The sequence below is a fragment of the Microbacterium sp. zg-B185 genome (genome assembly GCF_030246885.1).
Classification (GTDB): Bacteria; Actinomycetota; Actinomycetes; order Actinomycetales; family Microbacteriaceae; genus Microbacterium.
Genome location: NZ_CP126739.1, coordinates 2934609 through 2956778, shown reverse-complemented (window position 1 = coordinate 2956778; position 22170 = coordinate 2934609). Strand labels below are relative to the sequence as shown.

Below are 22170 nucleotides of genomic sequence, written 5' to 3'. Positions count from 1 at the left end.
GGTTCCGACCCTTTTGCCGACGCGCGGATATGATGCGGCACCCCACGGGCGCTGTCCTTCAGCGACCCTCGGCGTCCCGCTGCTCACTCGCGAGCCGGTAGCCGCGCATCGCGAGCGCGCGGCGCACCATCCGCGTGATCCCGTCCTGGATGCTCCAGCGTCCGACCGCGCCGGCGGCGCGGTAGGCGAGGGTGAGGGCGTGCTCCAGCAGACCGGCCCGGTCGCGGCCGGCGATCCGCCGCTGCACCCAGCCGAGCGGACGGCTGTACCCGGGCGGGATCACGATCATCGGAGTCAGCTGCGCCGGGCGGGTTCCCCAGCGTGCCTCCAGGTCGGCGATCGCCGCGCCGCGCAGTGTGCACTCGCGCAGGTAGGACTCCCACCCGCGCTGATGATGGTGCGCCGCCTGCGCATGCTGATCGAAGGATGCCGTCGCCCCGAGTCGCTGCAGGCGCAGGCCGAGATCGAGGTCCTCGTTGTATTCGATGCGCACCGACGGCTTCAGCTCCTCGGCACGCGCGTAGAGACCACGTGGCATGCTCAGGGTGCCGCCCCACAGCGAGCCGAGGATCGTGGCGGAGTCTCCGCTGCGCCACGCGGCGGCCTGCTTCTCGTAGTCGCGCGCGTAGACGAATGTCGGCGCGTCATCGCGTCCGCGACGCGGCGGCACGGCGACCGGCATGTAGCCCATCAGCACGCGGTCGCCGCCGGAGCCGTGGAACTCCCGGTGCCGGGTGACGAAGCCCTCGAGCGGCACCACATCGTCATCGACCGCCAGGACGATCTCGCCGGTGGCGACCCGCAGGCCCGCGATCCGCGCCAGCGCGAGACCGACGTTCTGTGGCAGCTCCGTGACCAGGACCCGTTCGTCTGCTGCGGTCGCGGACAGGTGCTCCACCCACCGCGGGTGCGGTCCGTCCAGCACGACCACGACCTCGTCGGCGCCCTGCTGGAGGTAGGCGCTGACCAGCGCGGGGATCCGCTCCAGGCGCTGATAGGAGGGGATGACGACGGAGATCGTGGGCGCCGCCGGCGGGGCGGTCACGGACGACCGGGGTCGGGCGCGCCGGTCATCAGCTCGAACATCCGCCCCACGGTGGCCTCCACGTCGTGCGCGGCCGGCATGTTCGCGCCGATGAACAGCGAGCCGTTGTACATGATGCCGGCGGCGGCGAGCTGGTCGGTGCCGAGGCTGGCGGGGAAGGGGATCAGCGCGCGGACCTCTCCGCCGCAGAAGTACCGCGGGCGCGAGACCCACGGCAGCAGGGTGCTGTATCCGATCGGATAGCCCTCCACCAGTGCTCCGTCCAACGCGCTCTCGCGCGCGGCGACCTGCTCGTTCACCCGCACGATCGTCTCGGTGAGCGGGGCATCCGCATCGCCGGCGACCTCCATGTCGCGCACGTGATTGCGCACGTTCGGCGCATCCGTGGAGTGGTACGAGACCGGGAAGCGGAGCCGGACGATGCGCTGCGGACCGCGCCACGCGCCGATGATCGCGGCGACCTGCAGGTCGCTCAGGCTGCCGCCCAGCTCGCGGGCTCGGCGACCGACGAGACCGGCATCCATCCGGCGATAGGCGGAGTGGATCGGGGGGAGCAGGCGCGTGCGCGCGGCCTCACCGCCTCTGCCGAAGCGCACCGGCAGCAGGACGCGCGCCGCGACGCGACGCACCCGCCGCAGGAACGGCTTGGACCGGTACGACCGCCAGGCGGCGGCGGCCGACGGCTGGCGCTGCCACCACTGCCGCAGTGCCAGCAGCGGCAGCTCCCACGCCGTCGCGGCACGCACTCCCGACCACGGGTCGACCGGGGCAGGCAGGGGCTGGTCGGCGGTCTTCTGGCAGATCGCCGAGAAGGTCTTCATGCCCGAGAGCCCGTCCAGGCTGGCGTGGTGCATGACGGTGCCGAGGGCGACAGTGCCGTCGCTGAGCTCGGTGACGCGCGTGCGCCAGAGCGGGTGCTTCAGCGACATCAGCCCGTCGTACGCGCCGGACAGCCGGCGCAGGTCGGCGGTCGCCGCGTCGGCGGTGTCCTCGGTGAAGAGCACGTGGCGGGCCAGGTCGAAGTCCTCGTCCGGAACCCAGGCCGGCGGCGTGAGCCCGAGCGCGGAGCGCTGCAGCCGGATGCGGAAGTCGGCGTGACTGGCCATGGTGGCGTCGATGTAGGCGAGGATCTTCGCGCGGTCCAGCGTGCCGTCGTCGCGCCGCAGCGGGGCGCCGTCGATGATGAACAGCCCCGGGACGTGCATGTTCTCGAAGGAGATGTGGTTGGAGACGTAGCCCTCCTCCCAGATCTGCATGAACTCGGCGTGCACCGCGCGGCGCCGGGTGCTCGTCGGCGGGGTGCCGGGTGCGGCGGTGGGCGTGCGAAGCGCGGTCATCGGGTTCCTAGATGGTCAGTCGTTCGATCGCGGGCGGCGTGCGGTCGGCCAGCACGGCGATGTGCGCTTCGAAGGGCGCAGGGGGGATGCCGGCATCCACCTGGACGGTCAGCGTGCGGAAATCCAGCGCCAGGCCCGCGCCGTCGGCTTTGACGATGGCCTCTTTCGCGGTCCAGACCCGTGCGAGGTAGCTGCGCCGCTCGTCATCGGGCAATCCGGCCGCGTACGCGGCCTCGGCGGGGGTGCACATGCGCCGGAGCAGGCTCGCGGAGGTGAACGCGTTGAAGGGCGCCGCTTCGATGTCGGCGCCCACGCACGCGCCCAGGCACGCGGCCACGAGGATCATGCCGCCGCTGTGGGAGATGCTCACGTCCGCCGCCGGAGCGCCGACCGGTCGCGGTTTGGCCCACTGATGAGCCTGGGCCAGGCCGCGCCAGGGGAACAGTCCGTGGTCGCTGACCAGTTCCTCCGCCCAGGCATGGGCGACGCCCGAGACGGAGGCGCGCCGCACCTGGCCGGCGGATCCCAGGCGCCACACCACGTCGGTGTCGCCGATCCGGGTCGTGCCGGAGACGTTCGGCAGGCGCGTGCCGGTGTGCGTCAAGGTGCTCATGCGGGTCTTCTCACGCTGCTGCGACACGAGCGGTGAGCGCGTCGGCGACCTCGCCCAGCGTGCCGAACTCCGCGAAGAAGGTCGGATCGATCGCGATGTCGTACGTGTCCTCGATGTCACCGCAGAGGGTCATCACGTAGATCGAGTCCAGCCCGAGCTCGGCCACGGGCGCCTCGAGGGTGACCTCCGCGGCATCCACCTGGTCGTAGAAGCGGATGCGGTCGATGAGCCACGCGGCCACATCCGACTGCGGTGCCTGGGCGGTCTGGGCGGGAGTGAGGTGTTCTGACATGGGCGTCGGCTCTCCTTGTGTGCGTCGGTATCGGTGTGCGTCGATATCGGTGTGCGTCGATGTCGGTGTGCGTCGGTCTCGGGTCAGCGGGTGGGAACGGGGGATCCGGCGCAGTGACGGATCGGGAGCCCGCCGCTTTCCAGGAGCGTGCGCGTGGGCTTGCGGCGCACCTTGCCGGTGGCGGTGCGGGGCAGGCTGCCCACGGTGGTGAGCGTCACCGAGACCGCCGGTACCGAGAAGTGCGAGGTGACCTTCTCATGGGCCAGGATGCCGAGGCCCTGCAGGGTCTCGCCCGCCTCCGCCATCGTCTCCTCGTCCACTTCGATCACCACGCCGACCCCGGCGCGGGCGCCGTCCAGTTCGAAGGCCGCGGCGATCCCCAGCGACGGCGACAGTGCGGCGACGGCGGCTTCGATGTCCTGGGGGTAGATGTTGCGTCCGCGCAGGATGATGACCTCTTTGAGCCGGCCGGTGACGAACAGCTCGCCGTCCAGAACCGCGGCCAGGTCGCCCGAGCGCAGGTAGTCCCGCTCGTCGCCGGCGAGGCGATGCCCGAAGGTCTCGGCCGTCGCGTCGGGTCGGCGGAAGTATCCGGGCGAGACCGAAGGAGAAGAGATCCACAGCTCGCCGATCGTCCCCTCCGGGGCCGCGCAGAGGGTCTCCGGGTCGACGATGGCCAGATCGGTGCTCGGGATCGCCCGGCCGCAGGAGACGATCTGCACGGTGCGGCCCTCGAGGGCCGGCACCAGGGTGCCGGATTCGAACTGCTCGGCGTCGACCTCGAGGGCGACGAAGGGTTCGCCCGCGGGCTTGACCGAGATCAGCATCGCCTCGGTCATCCCCATCGCGGGGGCGACCGTGGTGGCGGAGAGCCCGGTGGCGGCGAAGCGCTCCAGGAACGCGTTGACCGTGTCGATGCGGACCGGCTCGCTCCCGGACAGCAGCACCTCGAGGCTGGAGAGGTCCAGCTGGGCGATCTGCTCGTCGGTGGCCAGCTGCGTGCACAGGGCGAAGGCGAAGTTACCGGCGAAGCTGACCGTCGCGCGGTGCGTGCTCATCAGCTGCAGCCAGAGCATCGGACGCTTCTGGAACTGTGCGGTCGCGGTGACCACGGACTGCCCGCCGGTGCTGGCCGGTGTGATCACCTGCAGCAGCAGGCCCATCGCGTGGTGCAGCGGAGACCAGCCCACCGCGGTCGACTCGGAGCCCATGCTCAGCGATTCCGCGCACGCGCGCGCCGTGGCCAGCAGGCTGCCGTGCGTGGCGATGACGCCCTTGGGGTCGCCGGTGGAACCGGACGTGAACATCAGGATCGCGGTCGAGTCCGCGGTGACGGCCGGAGCGATCCACGACTGCGGGTCGCCGGCTTCGACGAGCTCCTCGACCGTGAGCACCCGGATGCCGAGCGTGTGGACTTCTTCGCCGAGCAGGTCGACCACGGACTGGTCGGCGACCAGCACGGTGGCGGCCGCCGCCTGCGCGAGGGCGGCGATCCGGGCGGCCAGAGCGGGGCCGGCGACCGGCATGGGTGCGAAGCCGAGCCCGGCGTAGAGGACGCCGTATGCGGCATCCGCCCACAGCAGGCCCGGTTCCAGGGCGATGACGGCGGTGTCGTCCGCTCCGAAACCCTCGGCCGACAGCGCCGCCGCGATGGTGCGAGCCCGTACGTCCAGGTCGCCCCAGCCGCGCACAGCGGAGGACTCCGGCGCGTCGTAGAAGCGGAGTCCGCGTTCGTTGCCGTGCATGTCGGCGGTGGCCTGCAGGCTCTCGACGAGGGTGGTGGGCTGGGGCATGGGAAGGATATCCGTCTCTCTCAGAGCGTGGGGGTGGCGATCGGCTTGAAGCCGCTCGCATGCAATGTCGCGAGGGCGCCCGATTCGAGTTGTGCGCGGGTCGGCTGACGGCGCACTTTGCCGGTGGGGGTGCGGGGGAGGGTGCCCTCGGCGACCACCGCCACGGCCAGTGAGGGGAGCGAGACGCCGGGGACGAGCCGCTGTCGGACCAGTTCGGCCAGGGAGTCCGCCGTCTCTCCCGCCTCGGCGAGCGCTTCGGCGGACGCCTCGAACGCCAACCCGACCGCGGAGGGGTGACCGGCGAGTTCGAAGACGGCGCCGATGCCGACCGCCGGCGAGAGTGCCCGTGCGGCGGCCTCGATGTCCTGCGGATACAGGTTGCGGCCGCGGATGATGAGCATCTCCTTGAGGCGACCGGTGACGTACAGCTCGCCGTCGACGATCGCGGCCAGGTCGCCGGTGCGCATGTAGGACCGGTCATCGCCGGGCAGGGTGCGTCCGAAGGTCTCTGCGGTCGCGTCCGGGCGGCGGAAGTAGCCGGGCGAGACCATGGGCGAGGACACCCAGATCTCCCCTACGACGCCCTCTGCCACAGGCATCAGGGTGTCGGGATCGACGATGACGACGCTGGTGCGGTCGGTCCAGCGCCCGCAGGAGACCCACTCGACGGACCCTGCGCCCGCGGAGGGCACCAGTCGGCCGGATTCGAGTGCGGCGGCGTCGAAACGTCGGATGGTGAGGGCGTCGGTGACGGACTTTCCGGAGATGAGCATCGCCTCGGTCATGCCCATCAGCGGCGCGATCGCGTCCTCGGTGATCCCGGTGGGGCCGAAGCGCTCCACGAAGGCGCGGACGGTCTCGGGCCGCACCGGCTCGCTCGCCGTGAACAGCGTCCTCAGGCTGCGCAGGTCCAGCTCGGCGATCTGCTCGTCGGTGGCCAGCTGCGTGCACAGGGCGAAGGCGAAGTTGCCCGCGGCGCTGCTGGTGCCGCGGTGCTTGCTGATCAGCTGCAGCCAGAAGATCGGGCGGCGCTGGAACAGTTCCGTCGCGCAGGCGACGGCCTTCGCGCCGTTGATCGCGGGGAACAGCGCCTGCGTGGCCAGCCCCATGATGTGGTGCATGGGCGCCCAGCCGACCAAGGTCGCGTCCCGGTCCAGCCCGAACAGAGGCACGCACGCGCGTGAGGTCTCCACGACGCCGCGGTGGGTGGTGATGACCCCCTTGGGGTCTCCGGTCGAGCCCGAGGTGAACAGCAGGTAGGCGATCGTGTCGCCGTCGATCGGCGGCGGCGTCCAGGCGTCCGGGTCGCCCTCGCCGAGGAGTTCCTCGAGCACGAGCACCGGCATCCCGAACTGGGCGATGTCATCACCCAAACGGTCGCGAACGGCCGCGTCGACCAGCAACAGGGATGCTTCGGCCGCTGCCGAGATGCGCGCCAGGGTGGGGACCAGACCGGCGGCGACGGCAGGGCCGGAGACGGGGGCCGGGACGAACGCGAGGCCGGCGTACATCGCGCCGAATGCGGTGTCCGCCACGGTGAGCGCGTCGCTGACGCCGAGGACGACGGTGTCGCCGATCCCGTGCCCGCGCTGCACCAGAGCGTGCCCGAGGCGGCGCGCCCGCTCATCCAGGTCGGCGTAGCCGCGGTAGGAGGTCGTTTCCGGCGTGCTGTAGTACAGGATGCCGTGCTCGTTGCCGAGGTCGCGCGCGCTGATGCGCAGCCCGTCGACGGCGGTGGTGGGGACGGTGTTCATCGGTGTGCTCCTTCGGCGTGCAGATGGTGGGTGCCAGGGTGCGGGTCGTGCGGATCTGGAGCGAAGCCGAACAGGGTGGTCTTGGCGGCGGGGTAGCCGGCGCGCCAGTCTCGTCGCGAACGCCACACCCCGGTCCACATGCCCTCGCGACGGCGCAGCAGTCCGGGCAGCGCTCGCAGGGCGGTGCCCGCCTGCAGGAGCGCGATGCCGACCCGGGCAGCGGCGGGGTGCCACGTGGTGCGCAGCACGGTGGCCTTGCCGGCCATCACCATGCTCATCTTGCGTCCGCTGGAGGCGGTCGACCCGCCGACCGCGTGGATGATCGCCGCGTCCGGGACGATGACCGGGCGCAGTCCCTCGGCGCGCGCGCGGGCCGAGAAATCGGCGTCCTCGCCGTAGAGGAAGAAGCGCTCGTCCATGCCGCCGAGCCGTTTCCAGTTCGCCAGAGAGATCAGCAGCAGGCACCCGGTGATGACGGGCACCTCGCGGACCGTGTCACGCTCCCAGCGTCCCAGCGATTCCGGATCGAACAGCACCGAGCGGCGCAGCAGCGTGCTCAGGCCGGTGGCGAAGCAGGTCAGCGACCACAGCGACATCGCTCCCCAGCAGGAGCTGGGATCGGTCGTCCCGTCGGGCCGCAGCGTGCGGCCGCCGTAGAGGCCGTGCTCGGGATGCGCGGTCGCGAACGCGAGCAGCGCGTCGATGGCGCCGGGCAGGACGACCACGTCGGGGTTCAGCAGCAGCACCCAGGGGGACTGCGCACTGCGGGCGCCGAGGTTGACCCCGGCGGCGAAGCCGAGGTTCGCACCGGCGTCGATCACGGTGATCTCCGGGAACTGCTCGCGCAGCGTCTCGGCGCTGCCGTCCGAAGAGCCGTTGTCCACGAGGATGACCTGCACGCGCGCCTCGGTCGTGGCCAGCAGGGAGCGGACGGACTCGGCGGTGTCGGCGGGCGTGTTGTAGTTCACGATGACCGTGGAGAGGTCGTAGGCGTGGGTCACGTCAGGCACCCGCCGTTTCGGGCGCGATGCCGCCGCGCCAGCCGATGCGTCTGGCCGGGACCCCGCCGACGATCGCTCCGGCCTCCACGTCCTTGGTGACCACGGCGCCGGCCGCGACGACCGCGCCGTCGCCGATGGTCACGCCGGCCAGGACGACGGTGTTCGCGCCCAGCCACACGTCGCGGCCGATGGTGATGTCCGCTTCGATCTTGGGCTGGTCCATGATGAATTCGCCGGGCGCGGTGCCGTAGTTGGATGCGGTGATCGTGACGTGCGGGGCGAGCAGGCATTTCTCGCCGAAGGTGATGCGGCCGGTGGAATTGCCGGCCCAGACGATGCTGTGCTCGCCGATGTGGGTGCCGGCGCCGATCGTGATGCGCTCGCCGTTTCGGAACGACACGTTCGGGGCGAAGCTCACGTTCGCGCCCCGCGTGAGCCGCCGGACCGGCTGGACGTGCGAGTACGAGGCGAAGTGCAGCAGCCGGAACGCCTGCGCGTAGGTGCGGGGGTCCACGAGTGAGCGCACGATCCCCTGAAGCTTGCCGCTCATCCGGTGGCCCGTTCCGTCGTGGCGCCGTCGGAAGCGTCCTGCGCCGCCGGCACGCTCTGCGGTGGGGTGAGGTCCGCGAAGACCCGGCCCTGCAGCGGGATGCGGCGTGCCTCGATCAGTCCGCGCGCGACGGCCCGGAGGTAGCGGCTCTGCCCGCGGCGCGTGCGCGCGCTGCCGAAGCGGCGCACGTACCGGCTGAGGCCGCGGCGGAGCACCAGCCCGGTCAGCGTCGCGCCGGCGGTGCGGTGCGTGCGCAGCCACTTGGCGCACATGGCGCCGATGCCCAGACCGTAGCTGTCGTTCAGGCGCAGGTAATCCTCGTCTGAGCGGGTGTAGACGTGGGTGACGACGGCGTCCGGCACGCGCACGACCTCGAACCCGGCGTGCAGCACACGGCACAACGCGTCCATGTCCTCGGCGCCGCCGAACCGCCGCCCCGCGCCCAGGAGCGGATCGAAGCCGCCCAGGCCCTGCAGCGTCTCGCGGCGGAAGGCCATCAGCGCGCCGTGTCCGGCGTCCAATCCGTCCCGCGTGCGCCGCAGGGTCTGCGGCGGCACGCCCACCGGCGCACGCCCGCGGGCCGTGGCATCGCGCAGGGTGCCGGTCGTGGCGCCGACCGCCGCCGAGGCGAAAGGCGCCAGCAGGGGTGCGAGGAATCCCGGCTCGACGATGCAGTCATCGTCGGTGAAGACGACGCAGTCGCTGAGGCTGGAGGCCAGGGCGAGGTTGCGCGCGATCGACAGCCCCGGGACGTCGGATCTGACGTAGTCGACGTTCGCGCTGCGCGCCACGCGCGAGGTGTCGGGGGAGCGGGAGCCGGAGTCCACCACCAGGATGCGGGTGTCGGTGGGCAGCGCCGCCTGAAGCGCCGTCAGCGCGGCGGTCAGCAGGTCAGGCCGGTCCCGCGTGCACACCGCAACGGTCGCGGTGGCCGGTGCAGCCGGGGCATGCGAAACGTCGCCCCGTGCTTCTGCGCCCGTTTCCAGGCATGCGTCAGTCACCGTCACTTCCCCCTCCCCATTGCCCCGCAGATCGCGATCTCCCAGTAGATCGCCCTGCGGCGGGTGTGCTCGGCTCCCCCAGAATTGCCAATTGCCGTCGCTCATGCAAGTCTGGGGCACGATCCGGGACATGCTGTTCACGTCCGTTCACACGGACGAAACATGTCAATGGAAGTGTTGGGTGGCGGCCCGCCATTGCGTCGCACCGGTGACGGCGCGCGGGGTGCGCTCTGTCCCGAGAAATAGCTGGGGGAGAGTGCTGTATGGAGAAGCCGAAGTATTTGGAGCGCCTGCTGCGGCAGAAGGTTCTGCTGATCGTCGGGTTCGTGGTGGCGATCATCGCCGGACTCCTCGCGGGGTTGACGATTCACGACGGCGCCATCACGACGCGCGTGCAGAAGACCTATACCGCGTCGTCGACCGTGCTGCTGGCCTCGCCGCAGCCGAACTTCTTCCAGGTCGAGATCCCGGGGACCGCGCAGGCGCTGCCGCAGCCGAACGCGGACGGGACCACTCCGACGCAGGAGCTGATCGTCGAGGACGCCACTCCGCTGGACCTTGCCGACTCGGCCATCATCCTGGCGTACATCGCCTCGTCCGACGAGGTCGCCCAGGCGGTGGCGGACCGCGTCGGCGATTTCGAGGACGGCGATGGGATCACCGCGGCGCGCCGCACGACCCAGCCGGCCGGCGATGAGCGATTCGGCGGACGCCTCTCGCTGCCCCTGATCGACATCGTGGGCACCTCCACCTCGGCCGCCCGCGCGGAGCTCATCGCCAACGAGGCCACCGAGGTCTTCGCCGATCTGATCCGCGCACAGCAGCGCGAGTGGGGCGTCTCCGAGGAGATCCGCCTGACGCTGGACGTGCTCAACGCTCCGGTCGCCGACTCCGGCGAGGGCAGCAACCCGGCCATCCCGGTGATCGTGGTCGCCGTCGGCGTGATGATCTTCTTCATCGCCCTCGCGCTGATCGTCGAGGCCGTCCGCGACCGCCGCCGCCGCCGCGAGGTCGCCGGCGACGACCGAACCGATGGCGAGGACGAGGACGACGCCCCCGACGACCTGGACGAGTCCACCGCCGATGCCCAGACGCGCGACGACGAGGCCGTGCCGGTGATGTCCGGCGCTGCCGGCACAGACGAGGCCACAGCGGAGGCCGGTGCGTCGGATGCGCCCCAGCCCATGCGCCGCCGGATGCGGACGGAGGGGATCGCCGTCGTCACCGACCCGAACGCTCCCGAGCACGGCACCGACTCCGGATCGCCCCAGCCCACGCACGCGTAGGCCTCCCATGGTCGATGTGAAGACCGCAGAGCCACCTCGGGGCACGGCGCCGACCCGCACCGTGCGGGCGTCCCGCCTGCCGCGCGCGCCCTTGTCGATCGTGATCGCCGTGGTCGCGGGGGTCGTGGTGCTGCTGGCGGTGCTGTTCCTCGAGCCGTTGCTCGTCGGCGGCGTGCTGCTGGTGGCCGGAGGCCTGTACGTCTTCCGCCGCGTCGTCTTCAACTGGACGACCATGCTGTTCGTGCTGACCGCGGTCATCCTGTTCGTCCCGATCCGCCGCTACGCGCTGCCGATCCAGGTCGGATTCGCCCTGGAGCCGTATCGCGTGGTGATCGCCGCACTGCTGATCGCGCTCGCGGTGACCGTGTTCCTGCGCGGCACCCGCGACTGGAAGCCGGTGGTATGGGGCTGGCCGATCGCGATCGCGTTGTGGACGGCGTTCGCGTCGCTGATGGTCAACGCGGTGACCCTGACCGAGACCGGGTTGATCGGGGGTGGTTTCGCCAACGTCTTCCAGCTGGCGTTCCTGCTGTCCACGATCGTGCTGGTGCGCCAGATGCTCTCCACCGAGCAGATCACGATGATCCTGCTCAATGTGATCGTCCTGGGCGGCGCGGTCGTCGGGTTCTTCGCGTTCTTCGAGCGGCTGACCCGGCGCAACATCTTCCTGGAGCTGAACACGTTCCTGCCGCTGATCCTGCTGCGCGACGAGGGCGAGTCCCTGCGCGCCGGCGGGGCGCGCGCGTATGCGTCGTCCCAGCATCCGATCGCCCTGGCGGTGCTGTTCTGCATGATCATCCCGCTGGCGATCTACCTGATGAAGTTCAGCCCGTGGCCGCGGTTCGCGTTCACGCGCAAGCTGTTCTACGCGGCCGCGATCGGCGTCATGATCCTCGGGATGCTGTCGGCGGTGTCGCGCACGGGCGTGGTCACCCTGGGCGCGATGTACCTGTTCATCCTGCTGGTGCGTCCGAAGTTGGCGGGTCTGCTCGCCCTGATCGCGGTGCCCATGGTGGTGCTGGTCGCCATGGTGCTGCCGGCGCTGTTCGAATCGATGGTGCTGTCGCTGCTGGACGTACAGGGGCTGATCGCCTCGCAGATGGCCGCGGTGGGACTGCCCGGTCAGGGCCGGCTGGCGGACCTGCCGCAGGCGTTCGCCGAGTTCAGCTACTCGCCCCTGGCCGGCACCGGCCTGGGCAGCCGCGTGGTGGTCGGCGATGACGCCAACGCCGACATCCTGGACAACCAGTGGCTGGGTTCGCTGCTGGAATCCGGCGTGCTGGGGGTTCTCGGGCTGGTCGTGCTGCTGGTGTGGCCGATCTTCGTGCTCACCCGCTTCGCGTTCCGCCGCGGCGTGCCGGCCTCCCGTGCCTACCTGGCGCTGGCGATCGCCACCTCCGCGGTCGGGTACGCCACGGCCATGTTCTTCTACGACGCGTTCGCCTTCATGCAGACGCTCCTGATGCTCAGCGTGCTGCTCGGCATCGGGGCGTGGGCGATGACCGACGGCGCCGACAGGTGGCCGGAACCGGAATCCGATCCGGTGACGGCAGAACGCGACGCACCCGCGGCGGTGGCAACCCGATGACCCAGCTGACGGTGGTGATTCCCGCACACAACGAAGAGGCCCTGATCGCCGCAACGCTGCGTCGGCTGCTGGATGCCGCGGACGCGCTCGACGTGATCGTCGTCGCCAACGGCTGCACGGATCGCACCGCTCAGCGCGCCCGCGAGGTCGGCGGTCCGATCCGGGTGCTGGAGATCCCCGAAGCGTCCAAGATCGCCGCCCTCAACGCCGCACACGACCTGATCCGGGTCTATCCGGTCGTCTACGTCGACGCCGACGTCTCAGTGACCGGCTCGGATCTGCTTTCCCTGGCGGACGGGCTGCACGCGCAGAACGCGCTGGTGGCGGCTCCGCGGATGACCGTGCAGCCGTCGTCCTCCTGGTGGGTGCGGCAGCACTACGCGGTCTGGGAGCTGACCGACTACCGCGCCACCGGACACATCGGCTCGGGCATCTACATGCTCAGCAGTGACGGCCGCGCCCGGTTCGCGGATTTTCCGCCGGTGATCGCCGACGACCTGTTCGTGCAGCGCCTGTTCACCCCGCCGGAGCGGTACACGCCCGACGACGTCTTCTTCTCCGTGGCGAGCCCCGGCTCGCTCTCGGCGCTGGTCAAGCGCAACACGCGCATCGCCGCCGGCAACAAGCAGCTCGCCCTGCATTATCCCGAGATGGCGCCGCCGGTCGCCCGCGTCGGTGCGCGCACGCTCGCCCGTCGCGTCTGGCGACGCCCGCAGCTCTGGCTGGGTTTCGCGGGATACACCGCGGTGCACACCATCACGCGCCGGCGCGCCGCGCGGCTGCTGCGCGCCGAGCGCGAGATCGCCTGGAATCGCGACGAGACCTCACGGCAGGCGATGCCATGAGTCACCCGAACCTCGCGCAGAAGGCCGCGCGCGGCGTCATGGTGACGATGGGCGGCCTGTGGGGCCGCGCGCTGCTGCAGATGGGCTCCACCATCATCCTGGCGCGGCTGCTCACCCCCGCCGACTTCGGCCTGATCGCCATGGTGGGCGCGGTGATGGGCATCGCCGAGCTGGTCCGCGACTTCGGCATGACCGGCGCCATCATCCAGGCCAAGGACCTCAGCGAGCGGGTGTGGCAGAGCCTGCTGTGGCTGTCGGCGTTCATCGGCATCCTGCTCTCGATCGTCGTGGCGCTGTGCGCACCGCTGATCGCCCTGCTGTTCAACGAACCCCGGCTGGTGGCCGTGACGCTGCTGATGGCGCCCGGCGTGTTCTTGAGCGGCCTGGTGATGCCGCTGCAGGCACGCGCGACCAAGGACCTGCGCTTCGGCACCCTGGCCACGCTGGATGTGTCCACCATGGCCCTCGGCGTCGTGGCCGGGGTGGTCACGGCGCTCCTGGGCTGGGGCTACTGGTCGCTGGTCGCGATGGCCGGCGCCCAGTTCGTGGTGCGCCTGGTCGTGCTCTGGTCGATCGTGCGACCCCGCTTCGGTCCGCCGCGGATCGTGCGCGAGACCTGGTCTCTGGTGGGCACCGGCGGCAGCATCTTCGGCGCGGAGCTGCTCGGCTATGCGGAGAAGAACCTCGACAACGTGATCATCGGCGCCCAGCTGGGCCCGGCGGCCCTCGGCCAGTACTCCCGCGCGTACGCGCTGTTCCTGCTGCCCCTGCAGCAGATGAACGGACCGCTGGGCCGGGTCGCGCTGCCGGTGCTCAGTGCGCTCCGCGATCAGGGGGAGCGGTACCGCCGCTACATCCGCAGCGCGGCGCTCGTGGTGGGCTACCTGACGCTGCCCACCTACGCCGTCGCCGCCGGAATCGCCCAGCCGCTGGTGCTGCTGCTGCTGGGGCCGAACTGGTCGATCGCGGCCACGCTGTTCAGCCTGCTGGCCATCGCCGGGTTCGGTCAGGCGATCGGTCGCCTGCGCACGTGGCTGTACATCTCGCTCGGCCGTTCGCACCGGCAGTTCGCGTACGACCTGGTGGCGCGGCCCATCATCATCGCCGGCTATTTCTTCGGCATCTGGTGGGGCGGCATCAACGGTCTCGTCATCACCTACGGCGCCCTGACCCTGCTGCTGCTCGTCCCCGGATTCGCGTGGGCCATCCACGGCACCTTCGTGAAGGGCCACGACATCTACGGACCGCTGCTGCGCCCCGCGCTGATGGCCATCCTGGCCTTCAGCGGGTCGTACTTCATCTCGCGCCTGGTGCCGACCGGTCTGGCGATCCTGGAGATCCTGGTCGGCGGCGTGGCGGCCCTGTGCCTGATCGCGCCGCTGTTGCTGTTCCGCGGATATCGCCGCGACATCGCTCAGCTGATGGACTTCGTCAAGCGGATGCGCGGCCCCAAGGCCGCCGCCGCCGAAGCGGGCATCGACGGCGCGGACGGGACGCCGCTGACCGCACCGCCGGAGCCGGAGACCTTCGCGGAGGCGGCGATGGATGAGGGGTTCGTGCGCGAGGAGCACGCCGCCGTTGCGGAGGCACCGGCGCCGGCCGCAGAGCCGACGGCGCCGGCTGTGCCGATGACGCGTCGCGAACGGCGCAACGCGCAGCGCTGACCGCTATCGCCGACGCGGCCTACCAGGCCCAGATGCTCCGCAGCGTGTCGATCTCGTAGTCGGGGATCGACTGGCGCGCCATGATCTCGTCCCGGTTCCAGTCCCGCGAATCGCCGTCCACGTCCCACGAGCCGGAGTCGCGCGGCTGCTGTTCGGAGACCGGGTTGTAGCTCAGCGTCGAGCTGTGCACCTGCGTGAAGCCCATCCGGCCGATGGCGCCGACCACGACGCAGTCGGTGAGCCGGACGTCCTGGCAGCCGCCGGCGAACGCGTTCGGGTCGCCCTCGTAGTCGCCGCTGCGGAGGGGAAACACGCGCCAGGGCAGCTGACCGCCGAGGATCATGCAGTGCTGGTAGTCGGCCAGGACGAGTCGGGTATGCAGCAGCTCCGCCGCGTTGGATGACCCGTAGTCGACGCAGTCGACGCTCAGGAACGGGCCGAACGGGCCGGTCCCGGTTCCCTCCAGCTGGATCGTGTCGCAGTGCGCGTCGCTGCCGTCGGGTTTGACCGACGGACCGAACACGCACCCATGACGGGTGAAGTTCGTCATCTCGAACGCCTCGGTGGGGCGGATGCCGGCGGTGTCATCGGCGCTCTGGCGGAATCCGAGGACCAGCTCGTACAGAGCGATGTCGCGGGCACCGCGGGTGATGTTCATCCCGTCGAACCGGCTCCAGCCGAGCTGCAGACCGACGCAGCGGGTCATCGTGACGGTCCCCGCGCTCTGGAACCCGAAGAACGACAGCCGCGCGCACTGGTCGAAGCGGATGCCGCCCGCCGCTGTGGTGACGCTGCCGAAGCCCTCGAGCGGGCAGATCAGCACGTTCCGTGCCCAGCCGGCGTTGCCCACCCCGGCCAGCACCGGGCGCGCGGAGGAGCCCGCCCCGCCACCGGGAAGCGTGCCCGGCTTGACCCGGATGATCACGCCCGCCGCGACCGTCGGCGCGTCCAGCGCCTCGACCTTGCGGGCGATGTCGATCCAGTCGCACTCGGCGACCAGTTCGAGGGCCGCGGTGTCGCCCAGCCACGGCAGATCCTCCGGGTAGTGGGTGCCGTTGGGGCCGTAGGACCGGGTCGTGGCCGGTCGCCGCGATGCGCTGGGAACCGGCGCCGGTGTGGGGGCGGCGGTGTGCGAGGGCGTCGGCCTGGGTGCCGGGAGCGCGCTGCACGATGCCAGCACACCCGCCGTCGCCAGGATCAGGGATCCACGAAACAGCGAGCGCCTATTTATGTCGGGCGGCATGCAGCTCCGTGGGTGACCTGAGCGAGAACGGGGGAGAGGGGATGATCCGAACGGTGCGGCGGCTCGCGCTCAGAATGTCCTCATAACCGAGCGTATCGGGCGTTCGGACGGTCGCCAGTCCGCGCCGCTCCAATTCGCGGGCCAGCTGCACCTGATGGTCATCGACGTGCTCGCCATGGGCGGACATGCGCGGGATCAGAATGGGGTGCTTGCCCGCGCGCAGCGCGGTCAGGGCCGAGCCGACGCCCGCGTGGCTGATCACGACTTCGGCGTCCGCGCTGGCGCGGCTGAGCTCCTCGTACGGAACGCTGGTGCGCCCCTCGATGGACCACGCCGCCGGGTCCAGATCACCAGTCTGGTACAGCACCTCGTCGAAGCTGCCGAGCAGCGGGACGACGGCATCCAGCATCCGGGTGAACGGGTAACCCTCCTGAGTGCCGACCGAGATGACCGCGCTGCGGGGCGCGGCCGATCGGGTCAGATCGGGCCCGGGCTCGAAGTCGTCGAAGACCGAGCCGCGGTACTCCCACCGTTCATCGGCCCACCCCGGGTACTGCGTGTAGGTGTGCACGTTCGGGAACCGGGCGAGGATCTTGCCGGTCATCGACGGTCCGTCCGCGCGGGTGGCGCTTTCGATGTAGTGCGCCGTGGCACCGCGTGCGGCGGCCCCCGGCAGGAAGGCGACCGCCGGGCTGGAGCCCGTGCTGATCGCCTCGGTGAAGGTCCTCTCCTTCAGCACGCGACGGGCGAGCACGACCAGCTTCGCGAAGTTCTTCAGATCCCGCGGTCCGGTGAACGGCGCGTAGATCACCTCACGGCCGCTCAGCAGCGACTCGCTGAGCCCGTTGCGGAACGTGACCCAGACCTGTCGTTCCGGCGCGTACCCCATCCGTTCCACGAAGCTCGCCAGTTGCCGCAGGTGTCCCCCACCTGAGCACACCAGTAGAACGTCCCCCTGTGACGTCATTCCATCCCCCATATTCATGCAGCGCCCCGCTCGGTGCGGGCCGCTACCCCCCGGTCAGCAGTGTGAGTATCTCCTTGTGACGCGACGACCAGGCATTCTCGGTGACGAATGCCCGTCGTTCCGTCTCGGCCAGCGTTCCCTGCGCCAGTGCCGAGTCGATCACGTCGATGAAATCTGAGACCGTATCGGTCAGGTGCACCCGCTCGCCGAAGCCGCGCACGGGGCGCAGATCGGTCGCCAGGACCGGCTTGCCGGCCGCGAGGTACTCGTACACCTTGAGCGGGCTCATCGCCTCGGTCAGCGGTGTGCGACGGTGCGCGAGAAGTGTCAGCTCGCTGTTGCGCAGGACCCCGATCACCTCGCGGCGGCCGACCTCCCCGCGGATGTGCACGTTCGGCAGCCCTTTCAGGCTCGCGATGTAGCTCGGGCTGGGCGCCGGTCCGATCAGCACGATGTGCAGATCGGGGCGTGCGCGCGCGAGCAGCGTGAGCCCGGCGATGTCCAGTCGCGAGTCGAGCGTGCCGACGTACACCGCGCGTGGGCCGGGGATGCGCGCGAACCACGCCGGCGCGGACGGCACCGGACCGGACCACTCGCGCGGTTCGATGCCGTTGGGCACCACCGCGTGCGGGCCGCGCGGGCCGATCCGGTCGATGATCTCCTGCGAGACGGCGGCGACGGCGCGGCCGCTCTCGGCGATGCGCCGGTAGGCCTCCTGGTAGGCCGGCCAGTACCGGCGACGACCCGGAGAGCTCAGCCAGTCGTCGCGGGCGTAGTACAGCGCACCGCCGGTCCACTCGAGCCGGCTGAAGCCGGCGACCAGAGGATTGGCGGTGACGAAGGACGGCTCCACCAGGGCGGCTGCCGCCGCGGCACGAAGGACCGCGCGCTCGTAGCCGAGGTACACGTCCGCGATCTCGTCGATCTGGGTCGGGTCTGCGCGCGCCGTCCGCAGCGGACTGACGTGGCGCACCTTCTCGGTCTCGCGGGCCCGGTGGCGGAAATCGATGACCGAGCGACCCCAGTTGGTCAGCCACGACCGGTACGGGTCTGCGATCAGCAGCCGGCGCACCTCGGGGCTGTCGATGAGGGTGGACACCAGCCGGTCCGGTGGCCGCATCATGCCGCGCTTGCGGGCGTCGGCGTAGGACTCGTACGAGAACGTGAAGACGAAGTCCTGGCCCGGCGGCGTCGATCCGGGGGAGCTCACGGGGCTCGGGGCGGTCGCGGTCATGGCAGCTCCCGGAGAACTCGAGCGGGCACACCCGCGACCACGGTGCGGTCGGGGACGTCTTCGCGCACGACGCTGTTCGCGCCGATCACGCTGCCGCGGCCGATCGTGACGCCGGGCAGGACGACGCAGTTCTGGCCCAGCCACGCGCCGCGGCGGATCAGCACCGGAGCCACGCGGTCGATCGGCTGGTCGCGGATGTGCGCGTCCGGATCGTCGAATCCGTGCGAGTGATCGGAGATGTAGCAGCCCCGGGCGATGGCGACCCCCTCCTCGATCTCCACGCGCGAGACGGCGGAGATGGACGTGGTGTTCATCCGCACCCGGTCGTGCAGCACGATGTTGGGCCCCGGCGCGTGCTGGGCGGGCACGATCAGCCACGACCCCGCGCCGATCAGGACCCGATCGCCGACGCTGATGTGCTCGGCGCCGCTGAGGCGGGTGGGCAGCAGGATGCGCGAGTTCTTGCCGAACGCCGCGAAGCCGGGCGCGGCGAGCTTGCTGAAGGCCAGGTCGCGCGTCCGCTGCGCGAGCAGGAGCAGATCGAGGGTGTTCACGCGGTCACCCCGCTCCGGACGCGGGGGGCGTCGGCGACGCGCTGGAAGGCTTCGACGGCCGGGTCGAACGCCGCGCCGGACAGTGCGGCCTGCGTCAGCAGCGCCAGCCGGGCGACGTAGTCCCGCTCGCTCAGTCCGCGATCGGCGGCGGTGGATCCGGCGGCGGCGCCGGCCGGGCCGGCCAGGCGCCGGCGGATCGCCGCGGCGAAGGCTGCGGCATCGCCGACCGGGACGAGGTCCGCGTCCGCGCCGGTGACGTACTCGTCGATGCCGCCGGCGTCGCTCACGACGATCGGGATGCCGGCCGAGATGGCTTCGATGGCCACCGTGCAGCCGGACGCGTGGCTGTTCGGCAGCAGCGGCAGAGCCACCACGGTCGAGGTCGCGTACGCGGCGAGGACCTCGGGCTGCGTGGCGGAGCGGACGTGGACGTGCGCCGGCCACTGGCGCGCGTGCACGTCCTCGGACAGCGAGATCAGATCGAACTCGGCCTCGGGGACCAGTTCGGTGACCGCGGCGAGCAGGTCCCAGTCACGGTGCCGGTCGTTGCCGACCACGAGGATCCGTGGCGTGCCGGCGGGCGCGGCGCCGGGGTTCGGCGAGGCGAAGTGGGTGCCGAACGGCACCCGGACCACGGTGCGCCCGGGGACCGCCTCGCGAGAGGCGTCGCGGTTCACTCGGCTGAGCACGACCTCGACCGCATGGCGCTTGACCAGTCGGTGGAAGAACGCCGCTCGCACGCGCGAGACGTTCGGCCACAGGTCCCACAGCCACACCGACTGCGCGATGCTGACGGCCCGGTAGCGGCGCGGTGACAGGGTCTTCAGCAGCGCGACGGCGAGGTGCTCGCGCTCGGTGTGCGTCCACACCGCATCGGCGCGCCGGATCACGCGGCGGTTCCGCCACACGTGCACGAAATCGAATCCCAGGAAGTGTCGCACCGACATCCGCCACCATCGCGCAATTTGGTTTTCCGGTCGGTCGTCGGACCATTCCACGGTGAACCATTGCTCGGCGAGGTGATACGCATAGGGCGTTTCGTCCACGACGTCACCGCGTGCATGTCTTTCGGCCCAGTGCTGCGGATTCAGTCCGAATCGCACGATGATAGCCACACGCTGATCGGTGCCCATGCGCTTCCCCCAGGTTGCGACGCTAACAGCCCTATGTGTCGAGAGTGTGTCTCGCCCGTTAGGGTCAGTTTTCGGTCGGTGCGGGCACCCCCCAAGGCGCCCGCACCAACCTACTCGATTACTTCGTGCCCGTTGCCCGTCGACGCGCAGCCTGCAGAGCCATGGCTCCCAGGGCGATCATCAGGGCACCGCCGCCGAGCCACAGCGGCACGAGGCTGCTGTCCAGGCCGGTCACCGGCAGCGACCCTGCCGGGTTCGGTGCCGGCGGCTGCGTCGGCGCGGGTGTCACGGCCGCCGTGGCGACGTTGGCGATCTCCAGAACGACGGATGCCTCGGTCAGCACGATCGGCTCCAGGACGGGCGCCGCACCCCACGTGACGCCGGCCACTGCGGGCGGAGTCAGTTCGGTCAGGGTGATCTCATCGCCCACGGCCAGCGCGGGGCTGGAGACGGGGGTGCCGTCGGCCAGGAGCACCAGCGGCTCAGCGGCGGGTGTGCCGTTGACCGTGTACGCCACCTGGAAGGCGGTGTCGGCGGGCACGAGTGCCGCGCCGGTGCCGGTGATCACCTTGCGCGCCTGGAACGTCGCCGCGGCGGGGGCCGCAGCCTGACCGTTCGTGAAGACGACCTCGACGCGGTCGGTGGGTGTGATCGCCGGGATGGTCAGCGCCGCGGAGGTGCCGGTTCCGGTGTCCGTGGTGCTGTCGGCGTGGATGACCGTGTAGGTCGCGTCCACCAGCGAGTACCCGGCCTGCGGCGCCTCGGTCAGGGTGAGCGAGGCGGAGGCGGTGCGGTCATCGAACACGACCACCCAGTTCGCCTCGCCCGGAGCGTTCTGGCCCGAGCCGGTCGCCTGCGGCGAGTCGCCCTCGAGGGTGGTGGTGCCGGCCGTGACGTCGGCGACGTCCGCGGAGAAGCTCCAGCCGTCGGCCGGTGTCGGGTTCTGCCCGGCGGCGTCGACGACCAGCTTGTCCAGGGTCACCGCAACGCGGCAGACCAGCGGGTTGACGGCGTTGCGCAGGTCCTCGGTGAGGGTGTCCCACCCGCCCTGGAAGTAGTCGCTTCCGGCGTTCGGACCCGAGATCGCCGCGAGGTTGCGGTAGACCTCTCCGGCGGTGCCGTTGCCGATGCCCATGACCAGGATCCGCGTTCCCTCGGCCTTGACGGCGTTGGCCGAGAAGACGGCCTGCTCGAGCGCGGCGATCGTGACGGCGGAGCCGGAGACTTCCTGGCCGCCGGTGCCGGCGGCGTTGCTGACGTAGTTCGGCGCACCGTCGGTCAGGACCAGCAGGGCGTCGTAGGTGGTCGGCGCGTCCGCGATGGTGCGCAGCGCGAGGTCCCAGTTGGTCTGCTGGGTCGGGCCGGTTACGGGCTGCGTGAACGCCGCGACATCCGCGACCGCGGCCGCGACATCCGCCGGGTCATCCAGCGAGTACGGGCCGCTGGCGCGACCGGCGACCGGCGAGGAGGAGCCGAACGTGGACAGGCTCAGCTCGACCGGCGTGCCGGCCAGCTCTGCGAGGAGCTCGTTGAACGCGTTCCGGTAGGCGGCACGCTGCGTGGCGTCCACCGAGCCGGAGATGTCCATCTGCACCGCGAGCGACAGACCGTCGTTCGTGCAGCTGGGCGCCAGGGTCGGGTTGACCAGCGACGCGGCGACCACTCCGGAGTTCAGGAGCTGGCCCTCGCCCTGGGTCGGGAAGGCGATGGTGGTGTCGGCGGTCATCGCCGGGGTGAGGCCGGCGTAGTGGCGCAGCTGGTTCGGCTCCGACGAGGTGCCGGTCATGAACGAGTCGATCGGGTTCGCCGAATCGCCCGCGCTGGTCATGACGACGAAGAACCGGTCGCCTTCGTTCGCTCCGCCCGGGCCGGTCTCGGGCACCGTGATCGTGCAGCTTCCGGCTCCCGCCGGAACGACACAGGTCAGGCCGGTGGCCGCGCCGGGCGCGTCGCCGGCGGGGGAGTACAGCTCGAAGGTGACGCCTTCGAGGTACTCGGTGTTGTCCAGGTCGGCGATCGGCGCGCGCTGGTACGCGATGCGCGCCTCCACCACGATGTCCGTCGTGGTCGCCGTGGCCAAAGGCTCGATGTCACCGGTCACGTCGGCGGTGGCCATGCTCGGCACGGCGATGATCGCCGACGCTGCCAGCACGGATGCGCCGATTATCCCCGCGGCGCGCCCCCACATTCCCCGATTGCCTGTCTTGTTGGTCCGATTGCGCATGTATTGTCCCGTCCTGATTCGGTCGCCCGGGAATGCACGCATCCCC

The 22170-nt window shown here is 70.9% G+C and carries 19 protein-coding genes; 4 read left to right on the top strand and 15 right to left on the bottom strand.

Annotated features, from left to right (window positions below; genetic code table 11):
* Positions 1–58: 58 nt before the first annotated feature.
* The 9 genes from QNO12_RS14105 to QNO12_RS14065 all read right to left on the bottom strand — a co-directional run bounded on the left by QNO12_RS14105 (position 59) and on the right by QNO12_RS14065 (position 9392).
* Positions 59–1045: a glycosyltransferase family 2 protein gene (locus tag QNO12_RS14105; protein ID WP_257501529.1), complete on the bottom strand. Its 987-nt coding sequence runs from the start codon at positions 1043–1045 to the stop codon at positions 59–61.
* Positions 1042–2382, bottom strand: coding sequence for a wax ester/triacylglycerol synthase domain-containing protein (locus QNO12_RS14100; protein WP_257501530.1), 1341 nt, complete (start codon positions 2380–2382; stop codon positions 1042–1044). The genes QNO12_RS14105 and QNO12_RS14100 overlap by 4 nt, the downstream gene beginning before the upstream one ends.
* A gap of 7 nt (positions 2383–2389) precedes the next feature.
* On the bottom strand, positions 2390–2995 hold the full coding sequence (locus tag QNO12_RS14095; RefSeq protein WP_257501531.1) for a 4'-phosphopantetheinyl transferase family protein: 606 nt from the start codon (positions 2993–2995) through the stop codon (positions 2390–2392).
* 10 nt (positions 2996–3005) lie between these two features.
* Positions 3006–3287, bottom strand: coding sequence for an acyl carrier protein (locus tag QNO12_RS14090; protein ID WP_257501532.1), 282 nt, complete (start codon positions 3285–3287; stop codon positions 3006–3008).
* An 83-nt stretch (positions 3288–3370) separates the two neighbouring features.
* Positions 3371–5080, bottom strand: a complete 1710-nt coding sequence (locus tag QNO12_RS14085) for an AMP-binding protein (protein ID WP_257501533.1) — start codon at positions 5078–5080, stop codon at positions 3371–3373.
* A gap of 20 nt (positions 5081–5100) precedes the next feature.
* Positions 5101–6834: an AMP-binding protein gene (locus QNO12_RS14080; RefSeq protein ID WP_257501534.1), complete on the bottom strand. Its 1734-nt coding sequence runs from the start codon at positions 6832–6834 to the stop codon at positions 5101–5103.
* The gene (locus tag QNO12_RS14075) at positions 6831–7844 is read right to left on the bottom strand and encodes a glycosyltransferase family 2 protein (RefSeq protein ID WP_257501535.1); all 1014 of its coding nucleotides are present in this window, start codon (positions 7842–7844) and stop codon (positions 6831–6833) included. The genes QNO12_RS14080 and QNO12_RS14075 overlap by 4 nt, the downstream gene beginning before the upstream one ends.
* On the bottom strand, positions 7837–8385 hold the full coding sequence (locus tag QNO12_RS14070; RefSeq protein ID WP_285178044.1) for an acyltransferase: 549 nt from the start codon (positions 8383–8385) through the stop codon (positions 7837–7839). The genes QNO12_RS14075 and QNO12_RS14070 overlap by 8 nt, the downstream gene beginning before the upstream one ends.
* Positions 8382–9392, bottom strand: a complete 1011-nt coding sequence (locus tag QNO12_RS14065) for a glycosyltransferase family 2 protein (RefSeq protein WP_257501536.1) — start codon at positions 9390–9392, stop codon at positions 8382–8384. The genes QNO12_RS14070 and QNO12_RS14065 overlap by 4 nt, the downstream gene beginning before the upstream one ends.
* Positions 9393–9649: 257 nt before the next feature.
* On the opposite strand from QNO12_RS14065, the gene QNO12_RS14060 reads away from it, so the two are divergent.
* Genes QNO12_RS14060 through QNO12_RS14045 form a run of 4 tightly spaced genes read left to right on the top strand, consistent with a single transcriptional unit; the run spans position 9650 to position 14769 of the window.
* Complete coding sequence (locus tag QNO12_RS14060) at positions 9650–10672, top strand: GumC domain-containing protein (protein WP_257501537.1); 1023 nt, start codon at positions 9650–9652, stop codon at positions 10670–10672.
* A gap of 7 nt (positions 10673–10679) precedes the next feature.
* Positions 10680–12260, top strand: coding sequence for an O-antigen ligase family protein (locus tag QNO12_RS14055; RefSeq protein ID WP_257501538.1), 1581 nt, complete (start codon positions 10680–10682; stop codon positions 12258–12260).
* The gene (locus QNO12_RS14050; RefSeq protein WP_257501539.1) at positions 12257–13105 is read left to right on the top strand and encodes a glycosyltransferase; all 849 of its coding nucleotides are present in this window, start codon (positions 12257–12259) and stop codon (positions 13103–13105) included. Before QNO12_RS14055 ends, QNO12_RS14050 begins: the two co-directional genes overlap by 4 nt.
* Positions 13102–14769 carry a lipopolysaccharide biosynthesis protein gene (locus QNO12_RS14045; protein ID WP_257501540.1) on the top strand — a complete coding sequence of 556 codons (1668 nt, stop codon included), beginning with the start codon at positions 13102–13104 and terminating at the stop codon, positions 14767–14769. Before QNO12_RS14050 ends, QNO12_RS14045 begins: the two co-directional genes overlap by 4 nt.
* Positions 14770–14788: 19 nt before the next feature.
* On the opposite strand, the gene QNO12_RS14040 is transcribed toward QNO12_RS14045, so the two are convergent.
* The 6 genes from QNO12_RS14040 to QNO12_RS14015 all read right to left on the bottom strand — a co-directional run bounded on the left by QNO12_RS14040 (position 14789) and on the right by QNO12_RS14015 (position 22124).
* Positions 14789–16012, bottom strand: coding sequence for a hypothetical protein (locus QNO12_RS14040; RefSeq protein WP_257501541.1), 1224 nt, complete (start codon positions 16010–16012; stop codon positions 14789–14791).
* Entirely contained in the window at positions 15993–16979 is a 987-nt protein-coding gene (locus QNO12_RS14035; protein WP_257501542.1) for a glycosyltransferase, read from the bottom strand. Before QNO12_RS14035 ends, QNO12_RS14040 begins: the two co-directional genes overlap by 20 nt.
* Positions 16980–17022: 43 nt before the next feature.
* Positions 17023–18213, bottom strand: coding sequence for a glycosyltransferase (locus QNO12_RS14030; RefSeq protein ID WP_257501543.1), 1191 nt, complete (start codon positions 18211–18213; stop codon positions 17023–17025).
* A complete protein-coding gene (locus tag QNO12_RS14025; protein ID WP_257501544.1) occupies positions 18210–18767 on the bottom strand; it encodes an acyltransferase in 558 nt (185 codons plus the stop codon). Before QNO12_RS14025 ends, QNO12_RS14030 begins: the two co-directional genes overlap by 4 nt.
* Positions 18764–19813 carry a glycosyltransferase gene (locus QNO12_RS14020; protein WP_285178042.1) on the bottom strand — a complete coding sequence of 350 codons (1050 nt, stop codon included), beginning with the start codon at positions 19811–19813 and terminating at the stop codon, positions 18764–18766. The genes QNO12_RS14025 and QNO12_RS14020 overlap by 4 nt, the downstream gene beginning before the upstream one ends.
* 205 nt (positions 19814–20018) lie before the next feature.
* Positions 20019–22124, bottom strand: a complete 2106-nt coding sequence (locus QNO12_RS14015; protein WP_257501546.1) for a DUF5979 domain-containing protein — start codon at positions 22122–22124, stop codon at positions 20019–20021.
* Positions 22125–22170 lie beyond the last annotated feature (46 nt).